22 protein-coding genes and 1 tRNA gene are annotated in these 25,539 nt (G+C 67.6%); 10 read left to right on the top strand and 13 right to left on the bottom strand.

Features of this window, described 5'->3' with window-relative positions; all coding sequences use genetic code 11:
- Window positions 1-1,285: M48 family metalloprotease (locus tag HMPREF3115_RS16090; RefSeq protein WP_070555083.1), on the bottom strand; the 1,285-nt coding region annotated here is incomplete at its 3' end.
- Between the two features lie 325 nt (window positions 1,286-1,610).
- Here HMPREF3115_RS16090 and moaC point away from each other — a divergent pair.
- Window positions 1,611-2,090: a cyclic pyranopterin monophosphate synthase MoaC gene (gene moaC, locus HMPREF3115_RS16085; RefSeq protein ID WP_059937384.1), complete on the top strand. Its 480-nt coding sequence runs from the start codon at window positions 1,611-1,613 to the stop codon at window positions 2,088-2,090.
- 118 nt (window positions 2,091-2,208) lie between these two features.
- On the opposite strand, the gene HMPREF3115_RS16080 is transcribed toward moaC, so the two are convergent.
- From HMPREF3115_RS16080 to recA, 9 genes are all read right to left on the bottom strand, one after another.
- A complete protein-coding gene (locus HMPREF3115_RS16080) occupies window positions 2,209-2,559 on the bottom strand; it encodes a TonB family protein (protein ID WP_006406502.1) in 351 nt (116 codons plus the stop codon).
- A gap of 588 nt (window positions 2,560-3,147) precedes the next feature.
- Window positions 3,148-4,929: a PglL family O-oligosaccharyltransferase gene (locus HMPREF3115_RS16075; protein WP_070555081.1), complete on the bottom strand. Its 1,782-nt coding sequence runs from the start codon at window positions 4,927-4,929 to the stop codon at window positions 3,148-3,150.
- A gap of 123 nt (window positions 4,930-5,052) precedes the next feature.
- A complete protein-coding gene (locus HMPREF3115_RS16070) occupies window positions 5,053-5,652 on the bottom strand; it encodes a pilin (RefSeq protein WP_006411816.1) in 600 nt (199 codons plus the stop codon).
- 101 nt (window positions 5,653-5,753) lie between these two features.
- A complete protein-coding gene (locus HMPREF3115_RS16065) occupies window positions 5,754-6,458 on the bottom strand; it encodes a TerC family protein (RefSeq protein WP_070555079.1) in 705 nt (234 codons plus the stop codon).
- A gap of 157 nt (window positions 6,459-6,615) precedes the next feature.
- Window positions 6,616-7,497, bottom strand: a complete 882-nt coding sequence (sucD, locus tag HMPREF3115_RS16060; RefSeq protein ID WP_006398391.1) for a succinate--CoA ligase subunit alpha — start codon at window positions 7,495-7,497, stop codon at window positions 6,616-6,618.
- 64 nt (window positions 7,498-7,561) lie between these two features.
- Entirely contained in the window at window positions 7,562-8,728 is a 1,167-nt protein-coding gene (gene sucC / locus HMPREF3115_RS16055; protein WP_006406507.1) for an ADP-forming succinate--CoA ligase subunit beta, read from the bottom strand.
- A gap of 68 nt (window positions 8,729-8,796) precedes the next feature.
- Complete coding sequence (locus HMPREF3115_RS16050) at window positions 8,797-9,396, bottom strand: DUF2889 domain-containing protein (RefSeq protein WP_035488916.1); 600 nt, start codon at window positions 9,394-9,396, stop codon at window positions 8,797-8,799.
- Between the two features lie 146 nt (window positions 9,397-9,542).
- On the bottom strand, window positions 9,543-10,400 hold the full coding sequence (recX, locus tag HMPREF3115_RS16045; protein WP_006406509.1) for a recombination regulator RecX: 858 nt from the start codon (window positions 10,398-10,400) through the stop codon (window positions 9,543-9,545).
- Window positions 10,400-11,473 (bottom strand): recombinase RecA, encoded by a 1,074-nt coding sequence (gene recA / locus HMPREF3115_RS16040; protein ID WP_006398386.1) that lies wholly within the window; start codon window positions 11,471-11,473, stop codon window positions 10,400-10,402. The genes recX and recA overlap by 1 nt, the downstream gene beginning before the upstream one ends.
- A 188-nt stretch (window positions 11,474-11,661) precedes the next feature.
- Between recA and HMPREF3115_RS16035 the strand changes: the two genes are divergently transcribed.
- The 4 genes from HMPREF3115_RS16035 (at window position 11,662) to HMPREF3115_RS16020 (ending at window position 16,102) form a co-directional block, all read left to right on the top strand.
- Window positions 11,662-12,420, top strand: a complete 759-nt coding sequence (locus HMPREF3115_RS16035) for a response regulator transcription factor (RefSeq protein ID WP_053296872.1) — start codon at window positions 11,662-11,664, stop codon at window positions 12,418-12,420.
- Window positions 12,421-12,438: 18 nt separating this feature from the next.
- Window positions 12,439-13,983 carry a sensor histidine kinase gene (locus HMPREF3115_RS16030; RefSeq protein WP_070555077.1) on the top strand — a complete coding sequence of 515 codons (1,545 nt, stop codon included), beginning with the start codon at window positions 12,439-12,441 and terminating at the stop codon, window positions 13,981-13,983.
- Window positions 13,984-14,209: 226 nt separating this feature from the next.
- Complete coding sequence (locus tag HMPREF3115_RS16025) at window positions 14,210-15,868, top strand: MFS transporter (protein ID WP_035488914.1); 1,659 nt, start codon at window positions 14,210-14,212, stop codon at window positions 15,866-15,868.
- A gap of 157 nt (window positions 15,869-16,025) precedes the next feature.
- Window positions 16,026-16,102, top strand: a tRNA-Met gene (locus HMPREF3115_RS16020).
- Between the two features lie 110 nt (window positions 16,103-16,212).
- Here the strand turns inward: HMPREF3115_RS16020 and HMPREF3115_RS16015 are convergent.
- Window positions 16,213-17,181, bottom strand: a complete 969-nt coding sequence (locus HMPREF3115_RS16015; RefSeq protein WP_059937311.1) for a LysR family transcriptional regulator — start codon at window positions 17,179-17,181, stop codon at window positions 16,213-16,215.
- A gap of 150 nt (window positions 17,182-17,331) precedes the next feature.
- Window positions 17,332-18,300, bottom strand: a complete 969-nt coding sequence (locus HMPREF3115_RS16010) for a GlxA family transcriptional regulator (RefSeq protein ID WP_053296868.1) — start codon at window positions 18,298-18,300, stop codon at window positions 17,332-17,334.
- Between the two features lie 113 nt (window positions 18,301-18,413).
- Here HMPREF3115_RS16010 and HMPREF3115_RS16005 point away from each other — a divergent pair, with 113 nt between their 5' ends.
- The 3 genes from HMPREF3115_RS16005 to HMPREF3115_RS15990 all read left to right on the top strand — a co-directional run bounded on the left by HMPREF3115_RS16005 (window position 18,414) and on the right by HMPREF3115_RS15990 (window position 23,036).
- Window positions 18,414-19,097, top strand: coding sequence for a DJ-1/PfpI family protein (locus HMPREF3115_RS16005; protein ID WP_070555075.1), 684 nt, complete (start codon window positions 18,414-18,416; stop codon window positions 19,095-19,097).
- Between the two features lie 79 nt (window positions 19,098-19,176).
- Window positions 19,177-19,518 carry a cupin domain-containing protein gene (locus HMPREF3115_RS16000; RefSeq protein WP_070555074.1) on the top strand — a complete coding sequence of 114 codons (342 nt, stop codon included), beginning with the start codon at window positions 19,177-19,179 and terminating at the stop codon, window positions 19,516-19,518.
- 410 nt (window positions 19,519-19,928) lie between these two features.
- A complete protein-coding gene (locus HMPREF3115_RS15990; RefSeq protein WP_070555069.1) occupies window positions 19,929-23,036 on the top strand; it encodes a transglycosylase domain-containing protein in 3,108 nt (1,035 codons plus the stop codon).
- A gap of 24 nt (window positions 23,037-23,060) precedes the next feature.
- Here HMPREF3115_RS15990 and HMPREF3115_RS15985 read toward each other — a convergent pair whose 3' ends face one another.
- Complete coding sequence (locus HMPREF3115_RS15985) at window positions 23,061-23,408, bottom strand: GFA family protein (protein WP_006406519.1); 348 nt, start codon at window positions 23,406-23,408, stop codon at window positions 23,061-23,063.
- 309 nt (window positions 23,409-23,717) lie between these two features.
- Here HMPREF3115_RS15985 and HMPREF3115_RS15980 point away from each other — a divergent pair, with 309 nt between their 5' ends.
- Together HMPREF3115_RS15980 and HMPREF3115_RS15975 are read left to right on the top strand one after the other, a co-directional pair.
- Entirely contained in the window at window positions 23,718-25,103 is a 1,386-nt protein-coding gene (locus tag HMPREF3115_RS15980; RefSeq protein WP_053296862.1) for an MFS transporter, read from the top strand.
- 107 nt (window positions 25,104-25,210) lie between these two features.
- Window positions 25,211-25,456: a DUF1272 domain-containing protein gene (locus HMPREF3115_RS15975; protein WP_070555084.1), complete on the top strand. Its 246-nt coding sequence runs from the start codon at window positions 25,211-25,213 to the stop codon at window positions 25,454-25,456.
- The last annotated feature ends 83 nt before the right edge of the window (window positions 25,457-25,539 follow it).

Genomic DNA, 25,539 nt, shown 5'->3' with positions numbered 1-25,539 from the left:
TGTCGGCGGCCAGCACGTCGAGGCTCGGCGAGCCCGTGGCCGGATCGCCGTCGCGGCGCTCGCGCGCATCGAACGCTGCGCGCGCGGTGGCGAGCGCGCGGTCCGCCGCGTCGTACTGTCCGAGCAGCGCGTTCGCCAGCGCGATGCCGTACGCGTTCGCCGCGACGTTCGGCGCGGTGCGATCGTCGATCTCGAGCTGCATCCGCCGCGCTTCGGCCGCGATATCGTTCGGCGCACGGTTCTGCAGGATCCGCAGCCGCGCGCGCACGAAACCGTATTCCGGCGACTGACGCGGCTGACGGTACGGCGCGCGCCGCGCGCGATCGTCCATGTCGGCGATCCGCTCGACCGTCAGCGGGTGCGTCCGCGCGTAGGCCGGTACGCCGGCGTCGCCCATCGACGCACGTTCGAGCCGTTCGAAGAACCCCGGCATCCCGTACGGGTCGTAACCGGCGCCCGCCAGCAGCTGGAAGCCGACGCGGTCGGCTTCGCGCTCGGCCGTCCGCGAAAAGCGCAGCTGATTGTCGACCGCGAATGCCTGTCCGCCCATCGCGATCGCGCTGCCGAGATCGCCGCTGCGCGCGAGCACGCCGGCCAGCACGCCGAGCAGCATCGTCGCGAGCGCCGTGTAGCCGGTTTTCTCGTTCGCGCCGATCATGCGCGCGATGTGCCGCTGCAGCACGTGCCCCATCTCGTGACCGATCACCGACGCGAGCTCCGATTCCGTCTGCGTCGCGACGACGAGCCCGCTGTTGATGCCGATGAAGCCGCCCGGCATCGAGAACGCGTTGATCTGCGGATCGCGCACGGCGAACAGGTCGAAGTCCGGCGCATAGCCGCCGATGTACCGCGCGGAAGCCGCGGCCGCCAGACGTTTCGCCACCGCGTTCAGGTAGTCGCGGACGAGCCAGTCGTCGAGATAGTCGGGGTCGCGCCGCACGTCGCGCATCACGCGCTCGCCGAGCTTGCGCTCGGCCTGCGGCGTCAGCGCGCCGCCGGATCCGTCGCCGAGATCGGGCAACTCGAACGCCCGAAGCGGCGCGCGCAGGCTTGCCGCGGGTGCCGACGCATCGTCGGCGATGCCCGTTGCGCCCGAAAAACGGCTCTCCGCGCCGCCGTACGTGCCGAACACCCCGGTCGCGATGCCCGGCGGCACGGTCGAGATCGACGGCGAAGCGGCGTTGACCGATTCGAGCGGCGCCGGCGTCGTACGCTGCGCGAAGCTGTTCGCCGGCAGCGCGAGCGCAGCCGACAACGACACGGCAAGCAACTGTTTGACACGCATGGCAGGATGGAGCGACGCCGCCCGCGCGCCGGGCGCGCATCGCGGCGTTTGGTCTGATCTGAATATCGTGGCCATTGTACCGGCGCGAACGCGACTGTCCTGCGCCGCGCACGCGCGATCTGCACGCGCGCCGGCGCGAACGCCGCTGCTATGATAGGCGCCCGTTGAAACCCTGCGCGAGATCGCGGCGCGCGCTGCCGCAGGCGCTCCGCCGTGCATGCGCGCCGGAACGCCGAGCGGCGGCCGCGTCCCGCATACCGGTCGAGCGCAACGCATCAGGATCGACACACGTCCGCGTGCGGACGACGATCGACAGGAGCATCACATGTCTGGACTCACCCATTTCGATGCCGCCGGCCACGCGCACATGGTGGACGTCGGCGGCAAGCAGGAAACGCAGCGGATCGCGGTCGCGCGCGGCACGATCCGGATGCTGCCGGCCACCTTCGAGTTGATCCGCGACGGCAAGGCGAAGAAAGGCGACGTGCTCGGCGTGGCGCGTATCGCCGCGATCCAGGGCGCAAAGCGCACCGCGGATCTGATTCCGCTCTGTCATCCGCTCGCGCTGACGCGCGTCGCCGTCGATTTCGAACTCGACGACGCGCTGCCGGGCGTGCATTGCATCGCGCAGGTGGAAACGCTCGGCCGCACGGGCGTCGAGATGGAAGCGCTGACCGCGGTGCAAGTCGGGCTGCTGACCGTCTACGACATGTGCAAGGCCGTCGATCGCGGGATGGTGATCGGCGATGTCAGTGTCACCGAGAAGCGCGGCGGTAAGTCGGGCGATTGGAAGGCGCAGGCGTGATCCATCGTTCCATCGCGGCGCCGTCGGCGTTTGACGGGCGGACGCGATAGTCGATTCGACGCACGCGTCGGCGATCTGCGATTCGAATCGCTTCAGTTCGACAGCGCCCCGCTCCGCGTCACTGGCCGCGCTGCGGCTCGAACACGAACGGCTGCGTCAGCAGGAAGGGGTTCGCGGCGGCGCCGGTCTGCGTGCACGTTGCGCGCGCCATCGCCTCGACGGCCGCCCGGTCGGCCGCGGCGTTGCGGCTGCTCGTCGTCACCGTCACGTTCTGCGCCTCGCCGGACGCCGTCATCAACGCGCGCACGAGCACGGTCGCCGGGCGCGTGAGTGGCTTGGCGGTATCCGGATAGACGGCACGCGGAATATGGCACGTCAGCTTGCTTTCCTGCGACGACGACAGCATCGCGCAGCCGGAAAACAGCATCGCGACGGCAGGCAGGATCAGGTAGGTCGAGCGAATAGCCATGGTCGAATATCGTTGTTCAGGTCTGTTCCGGACGAACGCCGCGTGACGGCGGCATCGCTCCCCGCACGCGCTCGGCTGGCCGCGGCCGTCGGACCGGCGCCCCGTGACGGCCGCGCGGCCTCTCGAACGATCGGCCGCGATCCCGCTGCGTACCCAGCCGACGCGACGTCGAGCGCCCTCGAGCCCGAAACGTTGCGTCGACGTGCGCGAGCGCGCATCGGAAGGCTTTCGCGCATTGTGCACGCGCCGTCGCGCGCATGGCAGCGATTTGACAATGGTTGACGCGAATCGCGCCCGATTTGGCGCGACTCCGTGCGATCCGGGAAGCAATCGCCGCGCGGCGCGGAATCGCGTGTGCCGCGCTGCCGCACGATCGCCGCTGTATCGCCCGTATCGAGCGGCGCGAATTCCGCTTATCCGGCACCGTGCCGCCACTTGCCCGGCGTCGTTGTGCGACTCCGTGCGATGCGCAAAGCAATCGCCGCGCGTCTCGAGAATCGCGCCCGCGCAGTGCGCTCGCCCGACCATCGCCGTATCGCCTGAACCGGGCGGTGCGCATCCCGCTTGTCGGCCGCTGCGCCGCGTCTCTTACTCCGTATCGTCCTCGTCGTCAGACTCGTCGTCCGCATCGGACGGCACTTCGCCGTATTTCGCGACGATCGCCGCCTTGAACGCCTTCAACGACGGATGCTCGTCGCACAGCTTGTAGAGCAACGCGAGTTGCGCCGGCCAGTCCTTCAGCTCCTTCGCGAACACCTGCAGCCGCGCGACGGTATCGAGCGCATCGGCTTCCCGCCCGTCGAGCGCCTGCAGCACCGCATAGCGGCGCAGCACCGTCTCGCCCGGCAGCAGCGCGATCGCGCGCTCGTGCGCGGCGAGCTTCGCCGGCAGATCGTCCGGCGAGATCGTGAGCAGCGTGGCCGCGCCGTAATCGCCCCACGCGTGGAACAGCAGCGACGGCGCATCGCGATACTGCGCGGCCGGACTGCTGCCGTAATACAGCACCTCGGCGCGCTGATAGTCGCGCAGCACGGGAATCGTCGCGAGCAGCCCGGCGAACGACAGCACCGCGAACAGCGCAAACGCCGCGCGCGCAGGCAGCACGCGCAACGGCTTCACGTCGAGCAGCCCGATCACGAACATCGCGGGCAGCAGGAAGAACATGTATTGCTGCGGATACTCGACGAGCGCGTGCATCAGCAGGATGCCGATCAGCGCAAAGCCGAACACGCGCGAGCTCGACTGCGGTGCGCGCACCGCCCGCACAAACCACATCACGAGCGCGACGGCCAGCACACCGAGGCCGATGAGGCCGGACTTCGCGAGCAGGTCGATGAAGATGTCGTGCGAGTTGTTCGCGATCTCGACGCCGCCAAGCGCGCGCGCCAGCGCAAACTGGTGCGACGGGAACTCGCCCCAGCCGACGCCGAGCAGCGGATGCTCGCGGAACATCGCGAGCCCGTACTTCCACAGCGCGAGGCGCGGCGCGATCTGCCCGGCGTCGCGCATCCGCTCGGCCGCCGATTCGGCGAGATTCAGCTGATAGTGGACGTTGGCCCAACGCACCGCGACGTTCACGGCAACGAACGCGACCACGAGCACGACGGGCAGCAGCCACGCGCGCGCGGCGCCGCGCGTGCGGCGCGATTCGACCCACGCCATCCAGAAACCCGCGACGACCATCACCGCGACCTGCAGCCACGGACCGCGCGACACCGTCAGCGCGAGCCCAGCCGACAGCACGACCGACAGCGCGAGCCAGGCCCACACCGCGAGCCTGCGCGTCTGCACGAGATACAGCGCACCGGCCATCGCGAATGCGATGTAGGTCGCCAGATGGTTCGCCTGCGCCATGTTGCCGTAAGGGCGCCGGTCGACCGCGATGTTGTACATCACGACGAACGGCGACACCGCCGACTCCAGATGAAACAGCTGCACGACCTGACACGCGACCGCGAACACGCCGCCGATCAGCAGTGCACCCGCCATCATCCGCGCGACCGCGTCGCCGAGCCCGTCGCGCGCGAGCGCGTAGCCGGCCTGCATCGCAACCAGCGCGGCCGCGAGATAACCGAGCGCGAGCCCGTTCATCGACGGCACCTTCAGCGGCAGCAGCACGAGCTGCGCGATCAGCACGAGCGCGAAGCCGATCGGCGCGACGAACGCGGCCGGTGCGGCAAACGGTTCGGCCGCGCGCTGCGCGCGCACCAGCAGCACGACCGACAGGCCGAGCAGCAGATACAGCACGAGCGCGGAAAATTCCGAATAGAAGGTCGGAATCGGATACGTGTGGGTGGTGATCGCATACGGCACGATCAGCGCGACAGCCAGTGCAATGAGCGGCAACGAACGGGTAAAGGTAGAAGGCATGAGCGAACCGGATGTCAGCAACCGGCGCACTATACAAAACTTTCCCCCCTCTGTGCGGGACCGTCGCGCGGCACGCGATGCACGCGCAGCCGCGCGCTGCGCGTGCCCTGCCCCGCCGCGGCGCTACGCGCGGCATTCGGCCGGCGCATATTTGGCCGGCAACGTCGCGGCCGTACCGGGCAGCGGGCCGGCCCCCGGCGCCGGCAGCGATGACGCATCCTTGCCTGCGGCAAAGCATTCCCATGCGATCGCGCCGGCCTGCATCTCGCCTTTCTTCAACGGCACGCGCCCCGTCGGCGTATCGGGCTTGTCGGGCGCCGACGGCACGAGCACCAGCGTATTGGCGCCCGCCGCGGCGACGCGCGCGGTATACGCCACGGTGATCTGGCCTGTCTCCGCGTCGATGCGGATCGATTCGACGTTGCGCGTCGCGGCCGGCGCACTATAGCCGCCGTCGAGCCCCGTGCCGCTCGCGGCATTGTCGGCAACCGCGAGCCGCGCGGACGACGCGAGCGCGAGCCCTTCGCCCACACGCGAGCGCGCGAGATAGTCCTGGTACGCGGGGATCGCATACGCGGCGACGACGCCGACGATCGCCAGCACGATCATCAGCTCGATCAGCGTGAAACCGGCGCGCCACGCACGCAGCGGGGCCGGCCGCCGCGCGCGCCGCAGATCGGCGGCCATACGGCGGAACAGGGAAACGGAAAAGGCTTCGAACATGACGGGCTCCGGAAACGAAAAACGCCTGCCGGTTCGGCAGGCGTTTCGATCGTAGCCAGCGGGCCGCGAGGCCGGCACTCGGCCGGACGGCCAACGTCGCGTCAGTGCGCGCGCGTCACGCTGCGCCGCCTGCGCAGCGCGTAGCCCGCAGCGACGACGAGCAGCGCACCGGCAATGCTCGCGCCGTAGACCGCGGCCGGCGTGTCGAGCACCGGCCAGCGATCGCCGACCGGGTCGTGCACGATCAGCCCGCCGGCAATCCAGCCGAGCAGGCCTGCACCGAACGCGACGACGATCGGGAAACCGTCGAGCAGCTTCAGCACCAGCGTGCTGCCCCAGACGATGATCGGCACGCTGACGACGAGCCCGAAGATCACGAGCGCGATCCGGTGCGACGGGTCGGCCTGCTCGGCCGCGCCGGCGATCGCGATCACGTTGTCGAGGCTCATCACCGCGTCGGCGATCACGATCGTCTTCACGGCATCCCACAACCGGCTGGCGGGCTTGATGTCGTCGTGCGCGTCGGGCGCCGGCGCCATCAGCTTGATGCCGATCCACAGCAGCAGCAGCCCGCCGCCGAGCTTCAGGAACGGCACGTCGAGCAGCACGACCGCGAACACGATCAGCGCGACGCGCAGCAGGATCGCGCCGGCCGTGCCCCACACGACGCCGCGCAAGCGCTGATTGTCCGGCAGGTTGCGGCATGCGAGCGCGATGACGACGGCGTTGTCGCCGCCAAGCAGGATGTCGATGATGACGATCTGGAGCACCGCGCCCCAGTGCAGCGACGTGAGAAATTCGACCATGGCGATGTGTTTCGCAGGACTTGGCCGTCCGACGGGGCGGCCAGAATGGAGACCGGCACGCGCATCGCACGTACCCGGAGATTACAAACGGATTGCGCGAGGATAACAAAAAACGCCGGCTAGGCCGGCGTTTTCTGTACGACGCACGTCGCGGAAATTACAGCGCTGCCTTCAGCAGGCGGCCCATTTCCGACGGGTTGCGCGTGACCTTGATGCCGCAGGCTTCCATGATTTCGAGCTTCGCTTCGGCCGTATCCGCACCGCCCGAGATCAGCGCGCCGGCGTGGCCCATGCGCTTGCCCGGAGGCGCCGTGACGCCCGCGATGAAGCCGACGACCGGCTTCTTCATGTTGTCCTTGATCCACTGCGCGGCGTTCGCTTCGTCCGGACCGCCGATTTCGCCGATCATCACGACCGCATCCGTATCCGGATCGTCGTTGAACATCTTCATGACGTCGATGTGCTTCAGACCGTTGATCGGGTCGCCGCCGATACCGACTGCCGACGACTGGCCGAGGCCGAGCGCGGTGAGCTGCGCCACGGCTTCATACGTGAGCGTGCCCGAACGCGACACGACGCCGATGCGGCCCTTGCGGTGGATGTGACCCGGCATGATGCCGATCTTCAGCTCGTCCGGCGTGATCGTGCCCGGGCAGTTCGGCCCGAGCAGCAGCGTCTTGCGGCCTTCGCGACGCATGCGGTCCTTCACTTCGATCATGTCGCGCACGGGGATGCCTTCCGTGATGCAGATCGCGAGATCGAGATCGGCTTCGACCGCTTCCCAGATCGCAGCAGCAGCGCCTGCCGGCGGAACGTAGATGACCGACACGGTCGCGCCGGTTTCTTCCTTCGCTTCCTTGACGCTCGCGTAGATCGGAATGCCTTCGAAATCTTCGCCGGCCTTCTTCGGGTTCACGCCCGCGACGAATGCTTCGCGGCCGTTTGCATACTCACGGCAGGCGCGCGTGTGGAACTGACCGGTCTTGCCGGTGATGCCCTGCGTGATGACCTTCGTGTCCTTGTTGATCAGAATCGACATGTATTTTGACCTCTGTTCGATTGGCGTCGCGTGCGAAGCGCGCCGCCATGCGTATTCGATAGCGTTACTTGCCTGCGGCAGCCGCGACCACCTTCTGCGCAGCCTCTTCCATGCTGTCCGCCGAGATGATCGGCAGGCCGGAATCGGCCAGCATCTTCTTGCCCAGGTCCTCGTTCGTGCCCTTCATGCGCACGACGAGCGGCACGTTCAGGTTCACGGCCTTCGAACCGGCGATCACGCCTTCCGCGATCACGTCGCAGCGCATGATGCCGCCGAAGATGTTCACGAGGATCGCCTTCAGACCCGGGTTCTTCAGCATCAGCTTGAACGCTTCCGTGACCTTCTCGGTCGTCGCACCACCGCCGACGTCCAGGAAGTTCGCCGGTTCGCCGCCGAACAGCTTGATCGTGTCCATCGTCGCCATCGCGAGGCCCGCGCCGTTTACGAGGCAGCCGATGTTGCCGTCGAGCGAGATGTACGCGAGGTCGAACTTCGACGCTTCGATTTCAGCCGGATCTTCTTCGTCCAGATCGCGGTACGCGACGATTTCCGGGTGGCGGAACAGCGCGTTCGAGTCGAAGTTGAACTTCGCGTCGAGTGCGATGACCTTGCCGTCGCCGGAAACGTTCAGCGGGTTGATTTCAGCCAGCGATGCGTCGGTTTCCCAGAATGCCTTGTACAGGCCTTGCAGGATCGCGCGTGCTTGCGGAATCGAAGCAGCCGGCACGCCGATCTTCGTGGCGAGGTCGTCTGCCTGCGCGTCGAGCAGGCCCGTCGAGGGCTCGACGATGACCTTATGGATCAGTTCCGGATGCTTTTCGGCGACTTCTTCGATGTCCATGCCGCCTTCGCTCGAACCCATCAGCACGATCTTCTGCGAGATGCGGTCGACGACGAGGCTGACATACAGTTCCTGCTTGATGTCGGCGCCTTCTTCGATCAGCAGGCGGTTCACCTTCTGGCCTTCCGGGCCCGTCTGGTGCGTGACCAGCTGCATGCCGAGGATCTGGTTCGCGTATTCGCGCACCTGCTCGAGCGACTTCGCGACCTTCACGCCGCCGCCCTTGCCGCGGCCACCCGCGTGAATCTGAGCCTTGACGACCCACACCGGGCCACCGAGCTCTTCCGCCACCTTGACGGCCTCGTCCACCGAGAACGCCGGCTTGCCGCGCGGTACCGCGACTCCGAATTTCCGCAGGATTTCCTTACCCTGGTACTCGTGAATCTTCATGCGTGATTCCCTTCAGTCTGAGAGTTGGATGAAAAGTCGCTTAAGACGCTTCTTTGAATGATTTCCGTTCATTCCTTCGTGCCGCCCGACTCCGGCCGGCTCGCGCCGTACCACCGCGGGTAGTACTGCCGCACGACCTCGCCGTCGAACCGCAGCGCACGGCAGCGGCCGAGCTGAAAAGGCGGTTCGTCGTGCGCGTCGTCGTGCTCCGGCCCTTCGCCGCCCGCCTCGCGCACGTTCCATACGTCACCGGCGAACGCCTGGATCGCCGCCGTCGGCAGCACGGCGCACAGTTCGGTGAGGTGCGAGCAGCCCGCGGTGCCCGACAGGAGCCGGTTCGCGTCGCGACGGAAATTGCGGAAGAGGTTGAGCCCGATCAGGGCCCGGTAGGCGGGAGGAGCGGATTGACAGTGACCCGGATATGGCACCCATTCCGACGACGCTTCGGCGTCGACGACGTTGAGGTCACGATCGATGGTCACGCGCAGCCAGAGTTCGTGGATCGGCAGGCCCTGAGGCCGAATGCCCGATGCAAGCGCGACGTCGCGCGGCTTGTGATCGGTCAGGCAGGCTTCGATATCCCACAAGCCGTCGCCGCGCTCGTAGGCGTCCGCTCGGATTGCGCGTCGATGTCGCAACTGACGGGGCACGGGCTCGGATAGCGGCATGCTGGAGGTTGAGGCCGAAGAGGAAAACCCGTGGATTTTAGCATACTGGGTATTTGAGACAGGCCGCCGCAACGGCGGGTATTCCCGCCTGTCCGGGAACGATCGCATTGCAGCAAAATCGCGCGCCACGCGCGCGCTCGGCTGCGTCAATCGTCGACCGGAAAATCGTCGCCGACTTTCAGCAACTTCACGATGGTCGCGCTCGAGAAGCCGCGCGCGGCCAGAAAGCGCGCCTGCTTCGCGCGCTCGGCCGGCGTTTGCGGCAGTGCACCGAATTTCTTGCGCCAGACCGCCTGCGCGCGCGCCCATTCGGTCTCGCGCAGCTGCGCGTTGAGCTCGTCGACGAGCGCGTCGCCGATCGCGTGCCGCTTCAGTTCGCTGACGATGCGCGCCACGCCGACACGCGACGCACGGCGATGCACGAGACTCTCCGCAAAGCGCGCGTCGGACAGCCAGCCGTCCTTTTCGAGCGCGTCGAGCACGGGCTCGACCGATTCGTCCTCGGCCGCGTACGGCGCGAGCTTGCGTGCGAGTTCGGCACGACTGTATTCGCGCCGCGAGAGATAGCCGAGTGCGCGCCCCTTCAGCGAGCGCGGCGGCTTCGACGACTTGCGCTCGCTGCTGTCTCCGGCGTCGCCGGATGCGGCACCGCCCGCGCGGCGCGTGCGGCGCGGATGCTGACTGCTGCGTGTATAGACGTCTTCCGCGGCCGATGCCGTGCCGCCGGCTGCGCGATCGCGCGGAAGGCCGAGGCCGGACACGCGCCGGCGGGAACGATCGTGCGCATCGAACGATTCGTCGTCGTCGAACGGATCGTCCGGTGCGGCGATCTCAAACGAAACGAGGGCATCGTCGGATGCCCTCGTCGCGGTGCGGCTTGCGGCAGCATGACTGCCCGGCAGCCGCCGGCCGGCGCCCGAGGATTCGGCTGGCCGGCCGGCGCGCGCCGCTTCCGGCGTATCGCGCTCGTCCGGCTCGGCAGGCTTGCCTCGGCGCCCGACCATCACTCTTCTTCGTCCATCGCCTCGGCTTCGTCGTGGCCCGCGCCATCCGGCATGGCGGCAACGCCGAGCGATTCACGAATGCGGTTCTCGATCTCGCGCGCGATTTCCGGATTCTCGCGCAGGAATTCACGCGCGTTGTCCTTGCCCTGACCGATCTTCTCGCCGTTGTAGCTGTACCAGGCGCCCGCCTTGTCGACGATCTTCGCCTGCACGCCGAGATCGATGATCTCGCCCTGACGCGAAATGCCCTCGCCGTACAGGATGTCGAAGATCGCTTCGCGGAACGGCGGCGACACCTTGTTCTTGACGACCTTCACGCGCGTTTCGTTGCCGATCACTTCGTCGTTCTTCTTGATCGAGCCGATCCGGCGGATGTCGAGACGCACCGACGAATAGAACTTCAGCGCGTTGCCGCCCGTCGTGGTTTCCGGGTTGCCGAACATCACGCCGATCTTCATGCGGATCTGGTTGATGAAGATCACGAGGCAGTTCGTGCGCTTGATCGTGCCCGTCAGCTTGCGCAGTGCCTGCGACATCAGGCGCGCCTGCAGGCCCGGCAGCGAATCGCCCATCTCGCCTTCGATTTCGGCCTTCGGCACGAGCGCCGCGACCGAGTCGATGACGATCATGTCGATCGAGCCCGAGCGCACCAGCGCGTCGGTGATTTCGAGCGCCTGCTCGCCGGTGTCCGGCTGCGAGATCAGCAGATCCGGCACGTTGACGCCGAGCTTCGCCGCGTACTGGACGTCGAGCGCGTGCTCGGCGTCGATGAACGCTGCGGTACCGCCCAGCTTCTGCAGCTCGGCGATGACCTGCAGCGTGAGCGTGGTCTTGCCGGACGATTCCGGCCCGTAGATCTCGACCACGCGGCCGCGCGGCAGGCCGCCGACGCCCAGTGCGATGTCGAGCCCGAGCGAGCCCGTGGACACGACCTGGATGTCCTCGGCCGCCTCGCCGTCGCCCATGCGCATGATCGACCCTTTGCCGAACTGCTTCTCGATCTGCGCGAGTGCGGCAGCCAGCGCCTTGCTCTTCTCGGCGGTCATCCCGGAGCCCTTCTTGCTTTCTTCCATGAATCGTCCTTTGCTATGATGAGCAGCGTCTGTAACAGGCGCGCCCGCTTTCAAGCGCTGCCCACGAATGCAGACACTGTATAAAAAAACAGTGTTTTGTGCAAGCCCGCAATCAGGCTGCGTTGTACACGAATATTCGGAGACAGCCGTGCCGGCGCCAACGCGCTGCCGGTCACCGGTCACGCACCATGCGAATTCTCATCGCCGAAGACGACAGCATACTCGCGGACGGCCTCACCCGGTCACTCCGCCAATCGGGCTATGCGGTCGACCACGTGAAGAGCGGCGTCGAGGCCGATACCGCGCTGTCGATGCAGACTTTCGACCTGCTGATCCTCGATCTCGGCCTGCCCAAAATGTCCGGGCTCGAAGTGCTGAAGCGCCTGCGCGCGCGCAATTCCAATCTCCCGGTCCTGATCCTGACCGCCGCCGACAGCGTCGACGAGCGCGTGAAAGGGCTCGATCTCGGCGCCGACGACTACATGGCCAAGCCGTTCGCGCTGAACGAGCTCGAGGCGCGCGTGCGCGCGCTGACGCGACGCGGCGCCGGCGGCGGCCCGACCGTCGTGCGGCACGGCTCGCTCGCGTTCGACCAGGTCGGCCGGATCGCCTATGCGAACGACCGCGTGCTCGATTTGTCCGCGCGCGAACTCGGGCTGCTCGAAGTGCTGCTGCAGCGGATCGGGCGCCTCGTGTCGAAGGAGCAGCTCGTCGACCATCTGTGCGAATGGGGCGAGGAAGTCAGCAACAACGCGATCGAAGTGTACGTGCACCGGCTGCGCAAGAAGATCGAGCCGAGCGGCGTGCGGATCGCCACCGTGCGCGGCCTCGGCTACTGTCTCGAGAAGGTCGTGCCGGCCGCGCCCGCCGACGCGCCCGCGCCACAGCCCGCCGCGGCCGATCCGGCTTCGCCGAAGCCCGCGACAGCCGGCACGCCGCTGCGCTGACGCCCGGCCGTCGCCGCGATGGCCACGCCGGCCCCTTCCCGCCATCCGACCGGCGAGCCGTCGTCGGCCGCCGATGCGGCGCGCGACGCGCGCTACGCGAATCCGTTCGCCCCGCCCGACGAAACCGAAACGCCCGAAGCCGCGCGTCCGCGCTCGCTGTTCGGCGAAATCCTCGACTGGATGCTCGCGCCGCTGCTGCTGCTGTGGCCGATGAGCATCGCGGTCACCTACCTCGTCGCGAAGACGATCGCGAACGGGCCGTTCGATCGCGCGCTCGAAACCAACGCGTACGTGCTCGCACGGCAGATTCATCCGGTCAACGGCGTCGCCGAGCTGACGCTGCCGCAGCAGACGCGCGACTTCCTGCGCGCGGACAACATCGACAGCGTGTATTTCCAGGTGCTCGGCACGCGCGGCGAGCTGGTCGCCGGCGAAGCCGACATGCCGCTGCCGCGCGACGAGGATCGCCCGCCGCCGGGCGTCGTCGTGTTCCGCGACGATCTGCTGCGCGGCAACGACGTGCGCGTCGCCTACACGACCGTCTCGCTGCCCGACGCGAGCGGCACGCAGCCGGTGCTCGTGCAGGTCGGCGAGACGCTCGACAAGCGCAACGCGCTCGCCAACGACATCATCAAGGGCGTGATCCTGCCGCAGTTCGTGATCCTGCCGCTCGCGATCCTGCTCGTGTGGTTCGGCCTGTCGCGCGGGCTCGCGCCGCTCAACGCGCTGCAGGCGCACATCCGCGCGCGGCGTCCCGACGATCTGTCGCCCGTCGAGGCGCAACGCGCGCCGCCCGAGATCGAGCCGCTCGTCACGTCGTTCAACGACCTGCTCGCGCGGCTCGAGCAGAGCATGGCGCTGCAGAAGCGCTTCATCGCCGATGCCGCGCATCAGATGAAGACGCCGCTCGCCGGCCTGCGCACGCAGGCCGAATTCGCGCTGCGTCACGCGGTGCCGCCCGACGTGCAGCGCTCGCTCGAGCAGATCGCGACGAGTTCCGAGCAGGCCGCGCGGCTCGTCACGCAGCTGCTCGCGCTCGCGCGCGCGGAGAACCGGGCGAGCGGGCTGATGTTCGAGCCTGTCGAGATCGCGGCGCTCGCGCGGCGTGCGGTGCGCGACTGGGTGCAGGCCGCACTCGCGAAACGGATGGATCTCGGCTACGAAGGCCCGCCCGACGACGCGCCGATCGACGTCGACGGCAATCCGGTGATGCTGCGCGAAATGCTCGGCAACCTGATCGACAACGCGATCCGCTACACGCCGGAAGGCGGGCGCATCACCGTGCGCGTGCACGCCGACCGCACCGCGCGGCTCGCGCATCTCGAAGTCGAGGATACGGGGCCCGGCATTCCGGCCGCCGAGCGCGGCCGCGTCGTCGAGCGCTTCTACCGGATCCTCGGCCGCGAAGGCGACGGCAGCGGGCTCGGGCTCGCGATCGTGCGCGAGATCGCCACGCAGCACGGCGGCACGCTGACGATCGACGACCACGTGTACCAGACGGCGCCGCGCCTTGCCGGCACGCTCGTGCGCGTCAGCCTGCCGCTGTCGGTCGCCCCGGATTAACCCTGAGGCGCGGCCGAACGCGCCGCCGCCGCGACGTCGGAATCGGCGCTTTACCGTCCGTTCGCGACACGATGGGCGTGCAAAGCGCGCGATTCGGCGCGGGTTAACGTGCAGTCGCTTTGCGCGCGCCAGTCAGTGCGCCGTAAGTTTCCGTGCCAATAATCGTCGACAGGCCCGCCCATCCAAGGCGGCCGCACATCTATATCAAGAGACTTGGAGACGATTCATGGCAACGTTAGGCGGGCAAATTGCACACTCGCCGATGACGGCCGAAGAGAAGAAGGTGATCTTCGCGTCGTCGCTCGGTACGGTGTTCGAGTGGTACGACTTCTACCTGGCCGGGTCGCTCGCGGCCTACATCAGCAAGAGCTTCTTCTCCGGCGTCAATCCGACCGCGGCCTTCATCTTCACGCTGCTCGGCTTCGCGGCCGGCTTCGCGGTGCGGCCGTTCGGCGCACTCGTGTTCGGCCGGCTCGGCGACCTCGTCGGCCGCAAGCACACGTTCCTCGTGACGATCGTGATCATGGGCGTCTCGACATTCGTGGTCGGCTTCCTGCCCGGCTACGCGTCGATCGGCATCGCCGCGCCGGTGATCTTCATCGCGATGCGGCTGCTGCAGGGCCTCGCGCTCGGCGGCGAGTACGGCGGCGCGGCGACCTACGTCGCCGAACATGCGCCGGCGAATCGCCGCGGCTTCTACACCGCTTGGATCCAGACGACCGCGACGCTCGGCCTGTTCCTGTCGCTGCTCGTGATCCTCGGCGTGCGCACGTTCATCGGTGAAGAGGCGTTCGGCGCATGGGGCTGGCGCGTGCCGTTCGTCGCGTCGATCCTGCTGCTCGCGGTGTCGGTCTGGATCCGGATGCAGCTGAACGAATCGCCGGTGTTCCTGCGCATCAAGTCGGAAGGCAAGACGTCGAAGGCGCCGCTGACCGAAGCGTTCGGCCAGTGGAAGAACCTGAAGATCGTGATTCTCGCGCTCGTCGGCCTGACGGCCGGCCAGGCCGTCGTGTGGTACACGGGCCAGTTCTACGCGCTGTTCTTCCTGACGCAGACGCTGAAGGTCGACGGGGCGAGCGCGAACATCCTGATCGCGATCGCGCTGCTGATCGGCACGCCGTTCTTCCTGTTCTTCGGTTCGCTGTCGGACAAGATCGGTCGCAAGCCGATCATCCTCGCCGGCTGCCTGATTGCTGCGCTCACCTACTTCCCGCTGTTCAAGGCGCTGACGCACTACGCGAACCCGCAGCTCGAGATCGCGACGCAGAAGGCGCCGATCTCGGTCGTCGCCGATCCGGCGGCGTGCTCGTTCCAGTTCAACCCGGTCGGCACGTCGAAGTTCACGAACTCGTGTGACATCGCGAAGAGCGCGCTGGCGAAGGCCGGTCTGAACTACGAGAACGTCGCGGCACCGGCCGGCACGACCGCGCAGATCAAGGTGGGCGACACGGTGATCCCGGCCTATGACGGCAAGGCGGCCGATGCGAAGGCGCAGGGTGCGGCGTTCGACAAGACGCTCGCGTCGACGCTGAAGGCGGCCGGCTATCCGGCGAAGGCCGATCCGGCGCAGCTGAACTGGCCGATGACGATCGTGATCCTGACGATCCTCGTGATCTACGTGACGATGGTCTACGGGCCGATCGCGGCGATGCTGGTCGAGATGTTCCCGACGCGGATCCGCTATACGTCGATGTCGCTGCCCTATCACATCGGCAACGGCTGGTTCGGCGGGTTCCTGCCGGCGACCGCGTTCGCGATCGTCGCGGCGAAGGGCGACATCTATTCGGGGCTGTGGTATCCGATCGTGATCGCGCTGGTTACGTTCGTGATCGGGCTGCTGTTCGTCAAGGAGACGAAGGACTCGAACATCTACGCGCAGGATTGACGGTCAGGCACGGGGACGGCGCCGTGCCGGCGGGATCGGCCGGCGCCCCATTTGCCCGCCTTGTGCACCCGTGGTGCGGCTGCCCGGCGACTTTTTTCGGCCCGGATGAAAAAAGGTGTTGACAGCGGGGCGGGCGATCTACATAATTCAAATCTTCGGCGAATTAGCTCAGTCGGTTAGAGCGACGGAATCATAATCCGCAGGTCCGGGGTTCGAGTCCCTGATTCGCCACCAAATGCGAAAAGCCGCTGTTCCGAAAGGTTCAGCGGCTTTTTCCATTGCATCGCCCGCCCAGCGCACCGCCGCGCCCTCCCTGCCCGACAACACACCCGCCACCGTTCGACTCAAGCCGCCACCGACCCCACCGCCTCACCCTCAACCTTCCCCCGCACATTCCGCCGCCAGTTCTCGCCGCCTTCAAGCGCCGGCGTCGACTCGAACACCTCCGCGATCCAGTCCGCGAACACGCGCACCTTCGCCGACAGATGCCGGTTGTGCGGATACATGATCGAAATCGGCTTCGGCTTCGGATTGCAGTCCGGCAGCACCTCGACCAGCGACCCGTCGAGCAGATTCGACACCACCATGAACAGCGTCGGCTGAATCATCCCGAACCCTTCCAGCCCGCAGTTCACGTACGCATCCGAATCGTTGACCGTGACGCTCGCATTCATCCGCACCTCGACCGGCTTGCCGTCGATCAGGAACACCCACGGCACCGCGCGCCCGCCCTGCGTCGCACGGAAGTTCACGGCGTAGTGCCCGGCGAGATCGGCGATCTCGCGCGGCTCGCCGTGACGGGCCAGATAGTCGGGCGCGGCGCACGTCACGCGTCTGAGCATCCCGATCCGGCGCGCGACCATCGACGAATCCTCGAGCGGCCCCACGCGAATCATGCAGTCGATCCCCTCCTCGACCGGATCGACCGGCCGATCGGACAGCCCGAGATCGAGCGTGATGTCCGGATAGCGCTGCCGGAACAGCGACAGCGACGGAATCACGAGCCGCCGTCCGAGCGAACTCGGCATGTGAACGCGCAGCACGCCGGTCGGCTTGCCCTTCTGGAAACTCGCGTCCGCTTCCGCGATTTCCGACAGAATCTTCACGCAGTGCTCGTAGTACGCGGCGCCCTCCGGCGTCAGCGACAGCCGCCGCGTCGTACGGTGCATCAGGCGCACGCCGAGCAGCGCCTCGAGATTCTGGATGATCGTCGTGACCGACGCGCGCGGCATCGCGAGCGTCTCCGCGGCGCGCGTGAAGCTGTTCGCATCGACCACGCGCGTGAAAACTTCCATTGCCTGGATCCGGTCCATGCCGTTCCCCTTCGAATCGCCAACGGGACAGGATAGAGCCGCCGGACGGCGCGGCACAAGCCCCACCCCATTGTTCTCCTCTCCTGAATAGTCGCGCCGCTTTCGCACATCGCGCCGCCGATTTTCGTCGGCTCGATGCCGCGCGTCGGCTCAGCGCACGAACCGCTCGCGATATTCCTGCGGCGACACGCCGAGCACGCGCACGAAGCTGCGCCTGAGCGTCTCCTCGGACCCGAACCCGCAGCGCGCGGCGATCCGCTTGACCGGCCAGCCGGTCTCGCCGAGCAGGCGCTGCGCCGCCTCGACGCGGATCTGCTCGACCGCGCGCGCCGGCGTGCGGCCGGTGCTCGCGCGATAGTGGCGCACGAAGCTGCGCTCGCTCATCCGCGCGCGCTCGGCAAGCGCCGGCACCGACAGATCGGCGCTCAGATGTTCGGCGATCCATGCATGCAGTTCGCCGAACCGGTCGTCGGTGCGCTGCATCGACAACATCGCGCTGAATTGCGCCTGGCCGCCGGGGCGCTTCAGGAACACGACGAGCTCGCGCGCGACGTCGAGCGCCACCGCGCGGCCGAGATCCTCTTCGACGAGCGCCAGCGCAAGATCGATGCCGGCCGTCACGCCGGCCGACGTCCACAGCGCGCCTTCGCGGATAAAGATCGGATCGGCTTCGACGCGCACGTTCGGATAGCGCGCGGCAAGCTCGTCGCAACGCGTCCAGTGCGTGACGGCGCGACGCCCGTCGAGCAGCCCCGCTTCGGCGAGCAGGAATGCGCCGGTGCAGACCGATGCGACGCGTCGTGCGCGGTCCGCCTGCCGACGCACCCAACGCACGAGCCGCGCGTCCCGCGACGCAGCATGCACGCCCTTGCCGCCGGCGACGATCAGCGTATCGATGCCGCGCGCGGCCGAGCGCAGCGAGTCGGCAACCACCGCGACGCCCGACGACGTCTCGACCGGCCCCGCGTCGGCGGCGACGATGCGCGGCACATAGGGCGCCGGCCGTCCGCGCTCGAGTGCGAGTTCGTTGACGGATGCGAACACCTGCAACGGCCCCGATACGTCGAGCAATTGCGCGCGCGGAAACGCGAGGATCAGGATCGGGCGCGGCGACGACATGGCGATTGGCGGAAAACGTGGGCGATATGGCAATTTCGCCAAACACTACGCGCCTAGAATCGCTCTGTCCATCCCGCGCCGCGGCGTGGCCCTTCTCTTCACGGAGTCCCGGCATGACCCTGCATATCGGTTTTCTCGTCTTTCCCGGCGTCCAGCAGCTCGATCTCACCGGCCCGCACGACGTGCTCGCGTCGCTGCCCGACGCCGCCGTGCATCTCGTGTGGAAATCGCGCGAACCGGTCGCGTCGAGCAGCGGGCTCGCGCTGACGCCGACGCACACGTTCGCCGACTGTCCGCCGCTCGACGTGATCTGCATTCCGGGCGGCAGCGGCATCAACGCGTTGCTGCTCGATGCGGAAACGATCGCGTTCGTGCAGCAGCGCGCAGCGAATGCGCGTTACGTGACGTCGGTGTGCACCGGTGCACTGCTGCTCGGTGTCGCAGGCCTGCTGCGCGACCGCCGTGCGACCACGCACTGGCGCTTTCACACGCTGCTCGAACGGCTCGGCGCGGTGCCCGTGCGCGAACGCGTCGTGCGCGACGGCAACCTGATCACCGGCGGCGGCGTCACGGCCGGTATCGACTTCGCGCTGACGATTGCCGCGGAACTGGTCGGCGACGAAGAAGCGCAGGCGATCCAGCTGCAGCTCGAATACGCGCCCGCGCCGCCGTTCGACGCCGGCTCGCCGGACACCGCACCGGCATCGGTCGTCGCGCGCGTGAACGCGCGCACGGCCGCCGGGTTCGACAACCGCGCGCAAACGATCGATCGTGCGCTCGCGGCCATGGCGCGCTGAGCGCACGCCGCACCCGACACCACACGGCGCGCGGCCGTCCCGGCTGCCGCCGCTCATCGCGTCGACGGACATCAGGACCATGCAGATCATCCGCAGCAAAGCATTCACGGCAGACCGCGCGTGGGGCGCGCTCGACATCGCGAATCTGGACGGGATCACCGTCCGCCTGCACTGGACGGACCAACCATATCGATGGCACGTGAACGACGGCGACGAAGTGTTCGCCGTGCTCGACGGCCGCGTCGAGATGCGTTATGGCGAAGCGGGCGTCGAACGCACGGCGATACTCGAGGCAGGCGACGTATTCCACGCGTCGGCCGGCACCGAGCACGTCGCGCATCCGCTCGGCGAAGCGCGCATTCTCGTCATTGAAAAGGAAGGCAGCGCTGAGCGCGGATTACATATCCGCAGCGATCGATGAAGGGCACGCACGCGGCGCCCGAATACGCCGTACGCAGCCGCGCGTTCGGCGACGAAGCCGCTGCGCCGCGCCTCGCGCGGCCTGTCCACCGGGCGCGCGCGGATGCAATCGGTATCTGCCCGCCGATCTCGCACGACGCGTCGCACGCGTGCGATCCGTGCGCGCCGCCCGCTCGCCGCGACTGCTTTCAAAAAGCCTGCCGCGCCCGCCGACAAGCGCCGCAGATCCGGCACGAATTCCCGTCCGACCGCCGTACATCGCATGCCGCCGCGCCGCCCGACGCAGCCGCGGGAATGCGCGTTGCGTCGGCGCATCTCCGTAGATGACCGCTCTTGGCAGACCGCCTTTGCGGACTACACTAATCGATAATGGGTGGCGGCCGGAGCCCGCGCCCTCAGGGAGATGCCGCCATGAATCGGCCGCTGAATCGCATCCTGCCGCGCGTGACCGGAGCCGCATCGGTCTGGACGTGGGTCAAGTGGTCACTGTTGGCCGCGTTGCTGATCGCGGTCGCGATCGTTGCACGCGTCGTGCAGACGGAAATCGAAACGTCGCGATTGCAGGCGCATTACCTGTCCGAGCTGACGCGCGACATCGGCTACACGGTCGAGGCCGGCGCGAGCGACCACATCAGCTTTCCCGCGAACGGCCCGTACGACCGGCGTCTCGGCTATGCGCTGATCCCCGAGTTCCAGCAACGGCTGCTCGCACGCGGCTTCGTCGTCGGCAAGCAGGCGCGCGACTCCGCGCGCATGATGTCGCTCGCCGAGCACGGGCTGTTTCTCCCGTACGCCGAGAAGGATCAGACGGGCCTGATGCTGTTCGATTCGACCGGCTCGCCGCTGTTCGCGTCGGTGTCGCCGCAGCGCGTCTACGCGGATTTCGATACGGTGCCGCGCGTCGTCGTCGACTCGCTGCTGTTCATCGAAGACCGCTATCTGCTCGACGCAAACGAACCGAACCGCAATCCGGCGATCGACTGGGGACGCTTCAGCCGTGCGCTCGCCGATCAGGCGCTGCACGTGGTCAACCATCATCAGGCGCGCCCGGGCGGCAGCACGCTCGCGACGCAGATCGAGAAGTTCCGTCATTCGCCGGACGGCCGTACCGCGACGCCGCCGGAGAAGCTGCGGCAGATCGCATCCGCGTCGATCCGCGCGTATCTGGACGGCCCGCAGACGATGCTCGCGCGCCGCACGATCGTCGTGCGCTATCTGAATTCGGTGCCGCTCGCCGCGCGGCCGCATATCGGCGAAATCACCGGCATCGGCGACGGGCTCGCCGCGTGGTACGGCCGCGACTTCAACGAGGTGAACCGCATCCTGTCCGCGCCGACGACCGGCGACAACATCGACGAACAAGGCGAGACGTTCCGCCAAGTGCTGTCGCTGATCATCGCGCAGCGCGCGCCGTCGTACTTCCTGAATCGCGGCTATCCGGCGCTGCAGCGGCTGACCGACAGTTATCTGCGGCTGCTCGCGAACGGCGGCGTGATCTCGCCGGCGCTGCGCGATGCGGCGCTCGCCGCGCACATCGAGCTCAGTGCGCCGCCGGCTGCGGCCCGCGTGCAGTCGTTCGTGTCGCGCAAGGCGATCACGTCGGCGCGCGCATCGCTGCTCGCGGCACTCGGGATTAGCGATCTCTATCAGCTCGACCAGCTCGACCTCGAAGCGACGAGCACGCTCGACAACGGCGTGCAGCGCGCGGTCGCCGAGCGGCTCGCGCAGGCGTCGACGCGCGACGGCGCACAGGCGGCCGGCCTGTACGGCTTCGAGATGCTCGCGCCGAAGGACGACCCGTCGCACCTCACGTACAGCTTCACGCTGTACGAACATCGCAACGGCGCCAACCTGCTGCGGGTGCAGACCGACAGCGTCAACCAGCCGTTCGACGTCAATCGCGGCGGCCGCATCAACCTCGGCTCGACCGCGAAGCTGCGCACGCTGATCACCTATCTGCAGATCGTGGCCGATCTGCATGCGCGCTACGGGCATCTGTCGAATGCCGAGCTCGCGCGCGTGAAGCCCGATCCGATCGACGGACTCTCGCGCTGGGCGCTCGACTACTTGTCGCATACGCGCGACCGCTCGCTGCAGGCGATGCTCGACGCGGCGGTCGAACGCAAGTATTCGGCGAGCCCCGACGTGTTCTATACGGGCGGCGGCGCGCAGGTCTTCTCGAACTTCGAGAAGTCCGACAACGGCCGCATCATGACGCTGCATACCGCGTTCGAGCATTCGGTGAACCTCGTGTTCGTGCGGCTGATGCGCGACATCGTCCACTATGAAATGGTGCAGACGGCCGGCCCGTCGTCGTCGTGGCTCGGCGATCCGGAACAGCGCAAGCAGTATCTGCAGCAGTTCGTCGACGGCGAAAGCAAGGTGTACGTGAAGCGCTACTACACGCGCTATGCCGGCAAATCGCCCGACGACGCGCTCGCGCTGATGCTGCAGGACGTCCGCAAGTCGCCGCCGAAGATCGCGACCGTGCTGCGCAGCGTCGCGCCGAACGAATCGCTCGCGTGGTTCGAGGCGCAAATGCGCAAGCAACTGAAGGGCACGCCGGCGGCGGCGCTGTCCGACGACGATCTTGCGGCGCTGTATGCGAAGTACGCGATCGATCGCTTCAATCTGAACGATCGCGGCTATATCGCGAGTGTGCATCCGCTCGCACTATGGACGCTCAACTATCTGCGCGTACATCCGGATGCGCCGCTCGACGACGTGCTGCGCGACAGCCGCGACGCGCGCTTCTATACGTATTCGTGGCTGTACAAGACGCGCTATCACGCCACGCAGGACCGCCGCATCCGTCGCATGGTCGAACTGCGCGCCTACGGCGCGATCACGAAGGCCTGGCGTGCACTCGGCTATCCGTTTGCCGAGGTCACGCCGTCGTACGCGGCGGCGATCGGCGCATCGGGCGATCAACCGGACGCGCTCGCGAAACTGATCGGCCTGATCGCGAACGGCGGCGACAAGGCGCCGACGGAAACGATCACGCGCCTGGACTTCGCGAAGGGCACGCCGTACGAAACGCGCTTCGTGCGCGCGCCCGCGCAGCCGCAGCCGGTGCTGTCGCCGGAAATCGTCAACGTCGCACGCACGCTGCTGCGCGACGTCGTGCTGAACGGCACCGCGCGGCGTCTCGCGGGCGGGCTCACGTTGCCCGACGGCAAGACGCTGCCGGTGTACGGCAAGACCGGTACGGGCGACCAGCGCTTCAACGTGTATGCGCGCGGTGCGCGGCTGATCGAATCGCGCAAGGTGAATCGCAGCGGCACGTTCGTATTCGTGATCGGCGACCGGTTCTTCGGCGTGCTGACCGCGACCGCTCACGAACCGTATGCGGCACGCTACGACTTCACGAGCGCGATGGCCGTGCAGTTGCTGAAGTCGATGGCACCGGCGCTCGCGCCGCTGATCGAGCGCCCGGCCAACGCCGGCGTGCGCACCGCCGGGCCGGCGCCGCAGGCGGAGCTGCCCGCGCAGAACGGAGGCGCGACGCAGCCGTCGTGAGCGTCGCGTCGGACGGCGCGCCGCTCAGTGCGAGCGGCCGTCGAAATGCGTGACCGGCAGTGCGTCGAGGTCGACGTCGTCGAGACAGCGCACGTTGATCGCGGCCATCGCGGTGCCGTTCGGATGGACGCCCTCGCCGAACGGATGAATGCCGCAGCGCTTGCAGAAGCGATGACGGATCACGTGCTTGTTGAACGTATACGTGGCGAGGTGTTCGTCGGGCGTGACGAGTGTCATCCGGTCGCGCGGCACGAACCACATCAGCGCGCCCTTGCGCCGACAGATCGAGCAGTTGCAGGCCATCACGCCCTGCAGGTCGCCCTCGACGTCGAACTTCACGTCGCCGCAGTGACAGCTTCCGTGATACAGCATGGTCGTCTCCCGGTGGGTTCGGCACACCTCGGCGGTGCCGTCATAGGTTGCGCACCATGATGCGCATCGCCCGCACGCATCGTCAATCGGCCGACCGCGGCATCGGCGAAGCGGCGCATCCCCGCAAACTGCCTGCCCGGACAAACCCTCGAAGCGTCCGATCATCGAACGCGTACGCGCGATGATCGAACGCGCGCCCGCCGCCTGCGCTTGTCGCGCCCGCCTCGCCACCTCTAACCTTTCAATTTGTAATGAGCGCGATCGATGCGTCGATTCGTGCAGAGAACCTCAACGAAACCGGAGATAGCCATGACCGCACGCGCGGCCCGCGAACCCCAACCCGGACACCAGCCGAAGAAGGCCGCCGCGAGCGGCTGGATCGGCTCGGCGCTCGAGTACTACGACTTCTTCATCTACGCGACGGCGGCAGCGCTGATCTTCCCGCAGATCTTCTTTCCGAAAGGCGATCCGACCACCGCGATCGTCGCGTCGCTCGCGACCTACGGCGTCGGCTATGTCGCGCGGCCGATCGGCGCATTCGTGCTCGGCCACCTCGGCGACACGCACGGTCGCAAGACGGTGCTGCTCTCGTGCATGTTCCTGATGGGCTTTGCGACGATCGGCGTCGGCCTGCTGCCGACCTACGATCAGATCGGCCTGCTGGCGCCGGTCCTGCTCGTGATCCTGCGGCTGATTCAGGGCTTTGCCGTGGCCGGCGAAATCTCCGGCGCAAGCTCGATGATCCTCGAACACGCGCCGTTCGGCCGGCGCGGCTTCTTTTCGAGCTTCACGCTGCAGGGCGTGCAGGCCGGCCAGGTGCTTGCGGCGGCCGTGTTCCTGCCGCTCGCGCACTACATGCCGGCCGAGCAGTTCAACAGCTGGGGCTGGCGCATTCCGTTCCTGCTGAGCGTCGTGGTGATCTTCGCGGGCTGGGCGATCCGCCGCAACGTGACGGAGACGCCCGCCTTCACGGGCGAGGAAGCACGGCAGACGCGCGCGCGCTCGCCCGTCGTCGAGGCATTCAGGTTCCACTGGGCCGATATGCTGCGTGTGGTCTGCATGTCGCTGATGAACGTGATTCCGGTCGTCGCGACGATCTTCGGCGCGGCCTATGCGGTGCAGCCGGCCTACGGCATCGGATTCGCGAAGGACGTCTACCTCTGGATTCCCGTCGCGGGCAACATCGTCGCGGTGCTGGTGATTCCGTACGTCGGCAGTTTGTCCGACCGGATCGGGCGCAAGCCGCCGATCGTGTTCGGCGCGCTGCTCTCGGGGCTGCTCGCATTCGCTTATCTCTATGCGATCAGCATCCAGAGCGTCCCGCTCGCTTTCGCGATGTCGCTGCTGATGTGGGGCGTGGTCTACCAGGGCTACAACGCGGTCTTCCCGAGCTTCTACCCCGAGCTGTTTCCGACGCGCACGCGCGTCTCGGCGATGGCGATCGCGCAGAACGTCGGCACCGCGATCACCGCGATGCTGCCGGCGCTGTTTACGGCCGTCGCGCCGCCCGGCGCGACGCACATCTGGCTGACCGTCGGCGCGATCGCGTTCGGCATCACCGTGATCGCCGCGCTGGCCGCGCTCAGCGCCCGCGAAACCTATCGCATCGCGATGAGCGAGCTGGGCCGCCGCGATGCAGAGCCGGTCGACAAGACCGAGTACGATCGCCGCCGTGCACAGGCGCCAGCGGCGTGAACTCGCCCTGGGCCGCCATTGGCCGCGCCGCGCCACGCGCGTACAGTAGCGTGCAGCTGCGCCGCCCGGCGGCGCAGGCCCCGACCGTCCCGACCAAGGAAACCGCGATGCTCGAACTGCGCCCCGGCTGCGAATGCTGCGACAAGAATCTACCGCCCGATTCGGTGGATGCCCGCATCTGTACGTTCGAATGCACGTTTTGCGCGACCTGCGCCGACACCGTCCTGAAAGGCCGCTGCCCGAACTGCAGCGGCGAATTGGTCGCGCGCCCGAGGCGGCCCGCCGCCCTGCTCGAGAAATATCCGGCGTCGACGCAGCGCGTGCTCAAACCGGGCGGCTGCGCGAACGCGTAGCGAACGGCACGAAGGCCGAATGCCCGTTGCCGGGCGCCGTTAGCGGCGCGCTTCTAGCCGGGCGCCCCTAGCCGGGCGCCCCT

This window comes from Burkholderia sp. HMSC10F09 (genome assembly GCF_001806955.1).
Classification (GTDB): domain Bacteria; phylum Pseudomonadota; class Gammaproteobacteria; order Burkholderiales; family Burkholderiaceae; genus Burkholderia; species Burkholderia multivorans.
Note: the sequence above shows the minus strand (reverse complement) of the source record. Positions and strands in the feature narration are given on the sequence as shown.

What these genes read in the sequence shown, in the direction of transcription:
- moaC (WP_059937384.1), top strand. Translation starts at nt 1,611, where the DNA reads ATGTCTGGACTCACCCATTTCGATGCCGCCGGCCACGCGCACATGGTG.
- HMPREF3115_RS16080 (WP_006406502.1), bottom strand. Translation starts at nt 2,559, where the DNA reads ATGGCTATTCGCTCGACCTACCTGATCCTGCCTGCCGTCGCGATGCTG.
- HMPREF3115_RS16075 (WP_070555081.1), bottom strand. Translation starts at nt 4,929, where the DNA reads ATGCCTTCTACCTTTACCCGTTCGTTGCCGCTCATTGCACTGGCTGTC.
- HMPREF3115_RS16070 (WP_006411816.1), bottom strand. Translation starts at nt 5,652, where the DNA reads ATGTTCGAAGCCTTTTCCGTTTCCCTGTTCCGCCGTATGGCCGCCGAT.
- HMPREF3115_RS16065 (WP_070555079.1), bottom strand. Translation starts at nt 6,458, where the DNA reads ATGGTCGAATTTCTCACGTCGCTGCACTGGGGCGCGGTGCTCCAGATC.
- sucD (WP_006398391.1), bottom strand. Translation starts at nt 7,497, where the DNA reads ATGTCGATTCTGATCAACAAGGACACGAAGGTCATCACGCAGGGCATC.
- sucC (WP_006406507.1), bottom strand. Translation starts at nt 8,728, where the DNA reads ATGAAGATTCACGAGTACCAGGGTAAGGAAATCCTGCGGAAATTCGGA.
- HMPREF3115_RS16050 (WP_035488916.1), bottom strand. Translation starts at nt 9,396, where the DNA reads ATGCCGCTATCCGAGCCCGTGCCCCGTCAGTTGCGACATCGACGCGCA.
- recX (WP_006406509.1), bottom strand. Translation starts at nt 10,400, where the DNA reads ATGGTCGGGCGCCGAGGCAAGCCTGCCGAGCCGGACGAGCGCGATACG.
- recA (WP_006398386.1), bottom strand. Translation starts at nt 11,473, where the DNA reads ATGGAAGAAAGCAAGAAGGGCTCCGGGATGACCGCCGAGAAGAGCAAG.
- HMPREF3115_RS16035 (WP_053296872.1), top strand. Translation starts at nt 11,662, where the DNA reads ATGCGAATTCTCATCGCCGAAGACGACAGCATACTCGCGGACGGCCTC.
- HMPREF3115_RS16030 (WP_070555077.1), top strand. Translation starts at nt 12,439, where the DNA reads ATGGCCACGCCGGCCCCTTCCCGCCATCCGACCGGCGAGCCGTCGTCG.
- HMPREF3115_RS16025 (WP_035488914.1), top strand. Translation starts at nt 14,210, where the DNA reads ATGGCAACGTTAGGCGGGCAAATTGCACACTCGCCGATGACGGCCGAA.
- HMPREF3115_RS16015 (WP_059937311.1), bottom strand. Translation starts at nt 17,181, where the DNA reads ATGGACCGGATCCAGGCAATGGAAGTTTTCACGCGCGTGGTCGATGCG.
- HMPREF3115_RS16010 (WP_053296868.1), bottom strand. Translation starts at nt 18,300, where the DNA reads ATGTCGTCGCCGCGCCCGATCCTGATCCTCGCGTTTCCGCGCGCGCAA.
- HMPREF3115_RS16005 (WP_070555075.1), top strand. Translation starts at nt 18,414, where the DNA reads ATGACCCTGCATATCGGTTTTCTCGTCTTTCCCGGCGTCCAGCAGCTC.
- HMPREF3115_RS16000 (WP_070555074.1), top strand. Translation starts at nt 19,177, where the DNA reads ATGCAGATCATCCGCAGCAAAGCATTCACGGCAGACCGCGCGTGGGGC.
- HMPREF3115_RS15990 (WP_070555069.1), top strand. Translation starts at nt 19,929, where the DNA reads ATGAATCGGCCGCTGAATCGCATCCTGCCGCGCGTGACCGGAGCCGCA.
- HMPREF3115_RS15985 (WP_006406519.1), bottom strand. Translation starts at nt 23,408, where the DNA reads ATGCTGTATCACGGAAGCTGTCACTGCGGCGACGTGAAGTTCGACGTC.
- HMPREF3115_RS15980 (WP_053296862.1), top strand. Translation starts at nt 23,718, where the DNA reads ATGACCGCACGCGCGGCCCGCGAACCCCAACCCGGACACCAGCCGAAG.
- HMPREF3115_RS15975 (WP_070555084.1), top strand. Translation starts at nt 25,211, where the DNA reads ATGCTCGAACTGCGCCCCGGCTGCGAATGCTGCGACAAGAATCTACCG.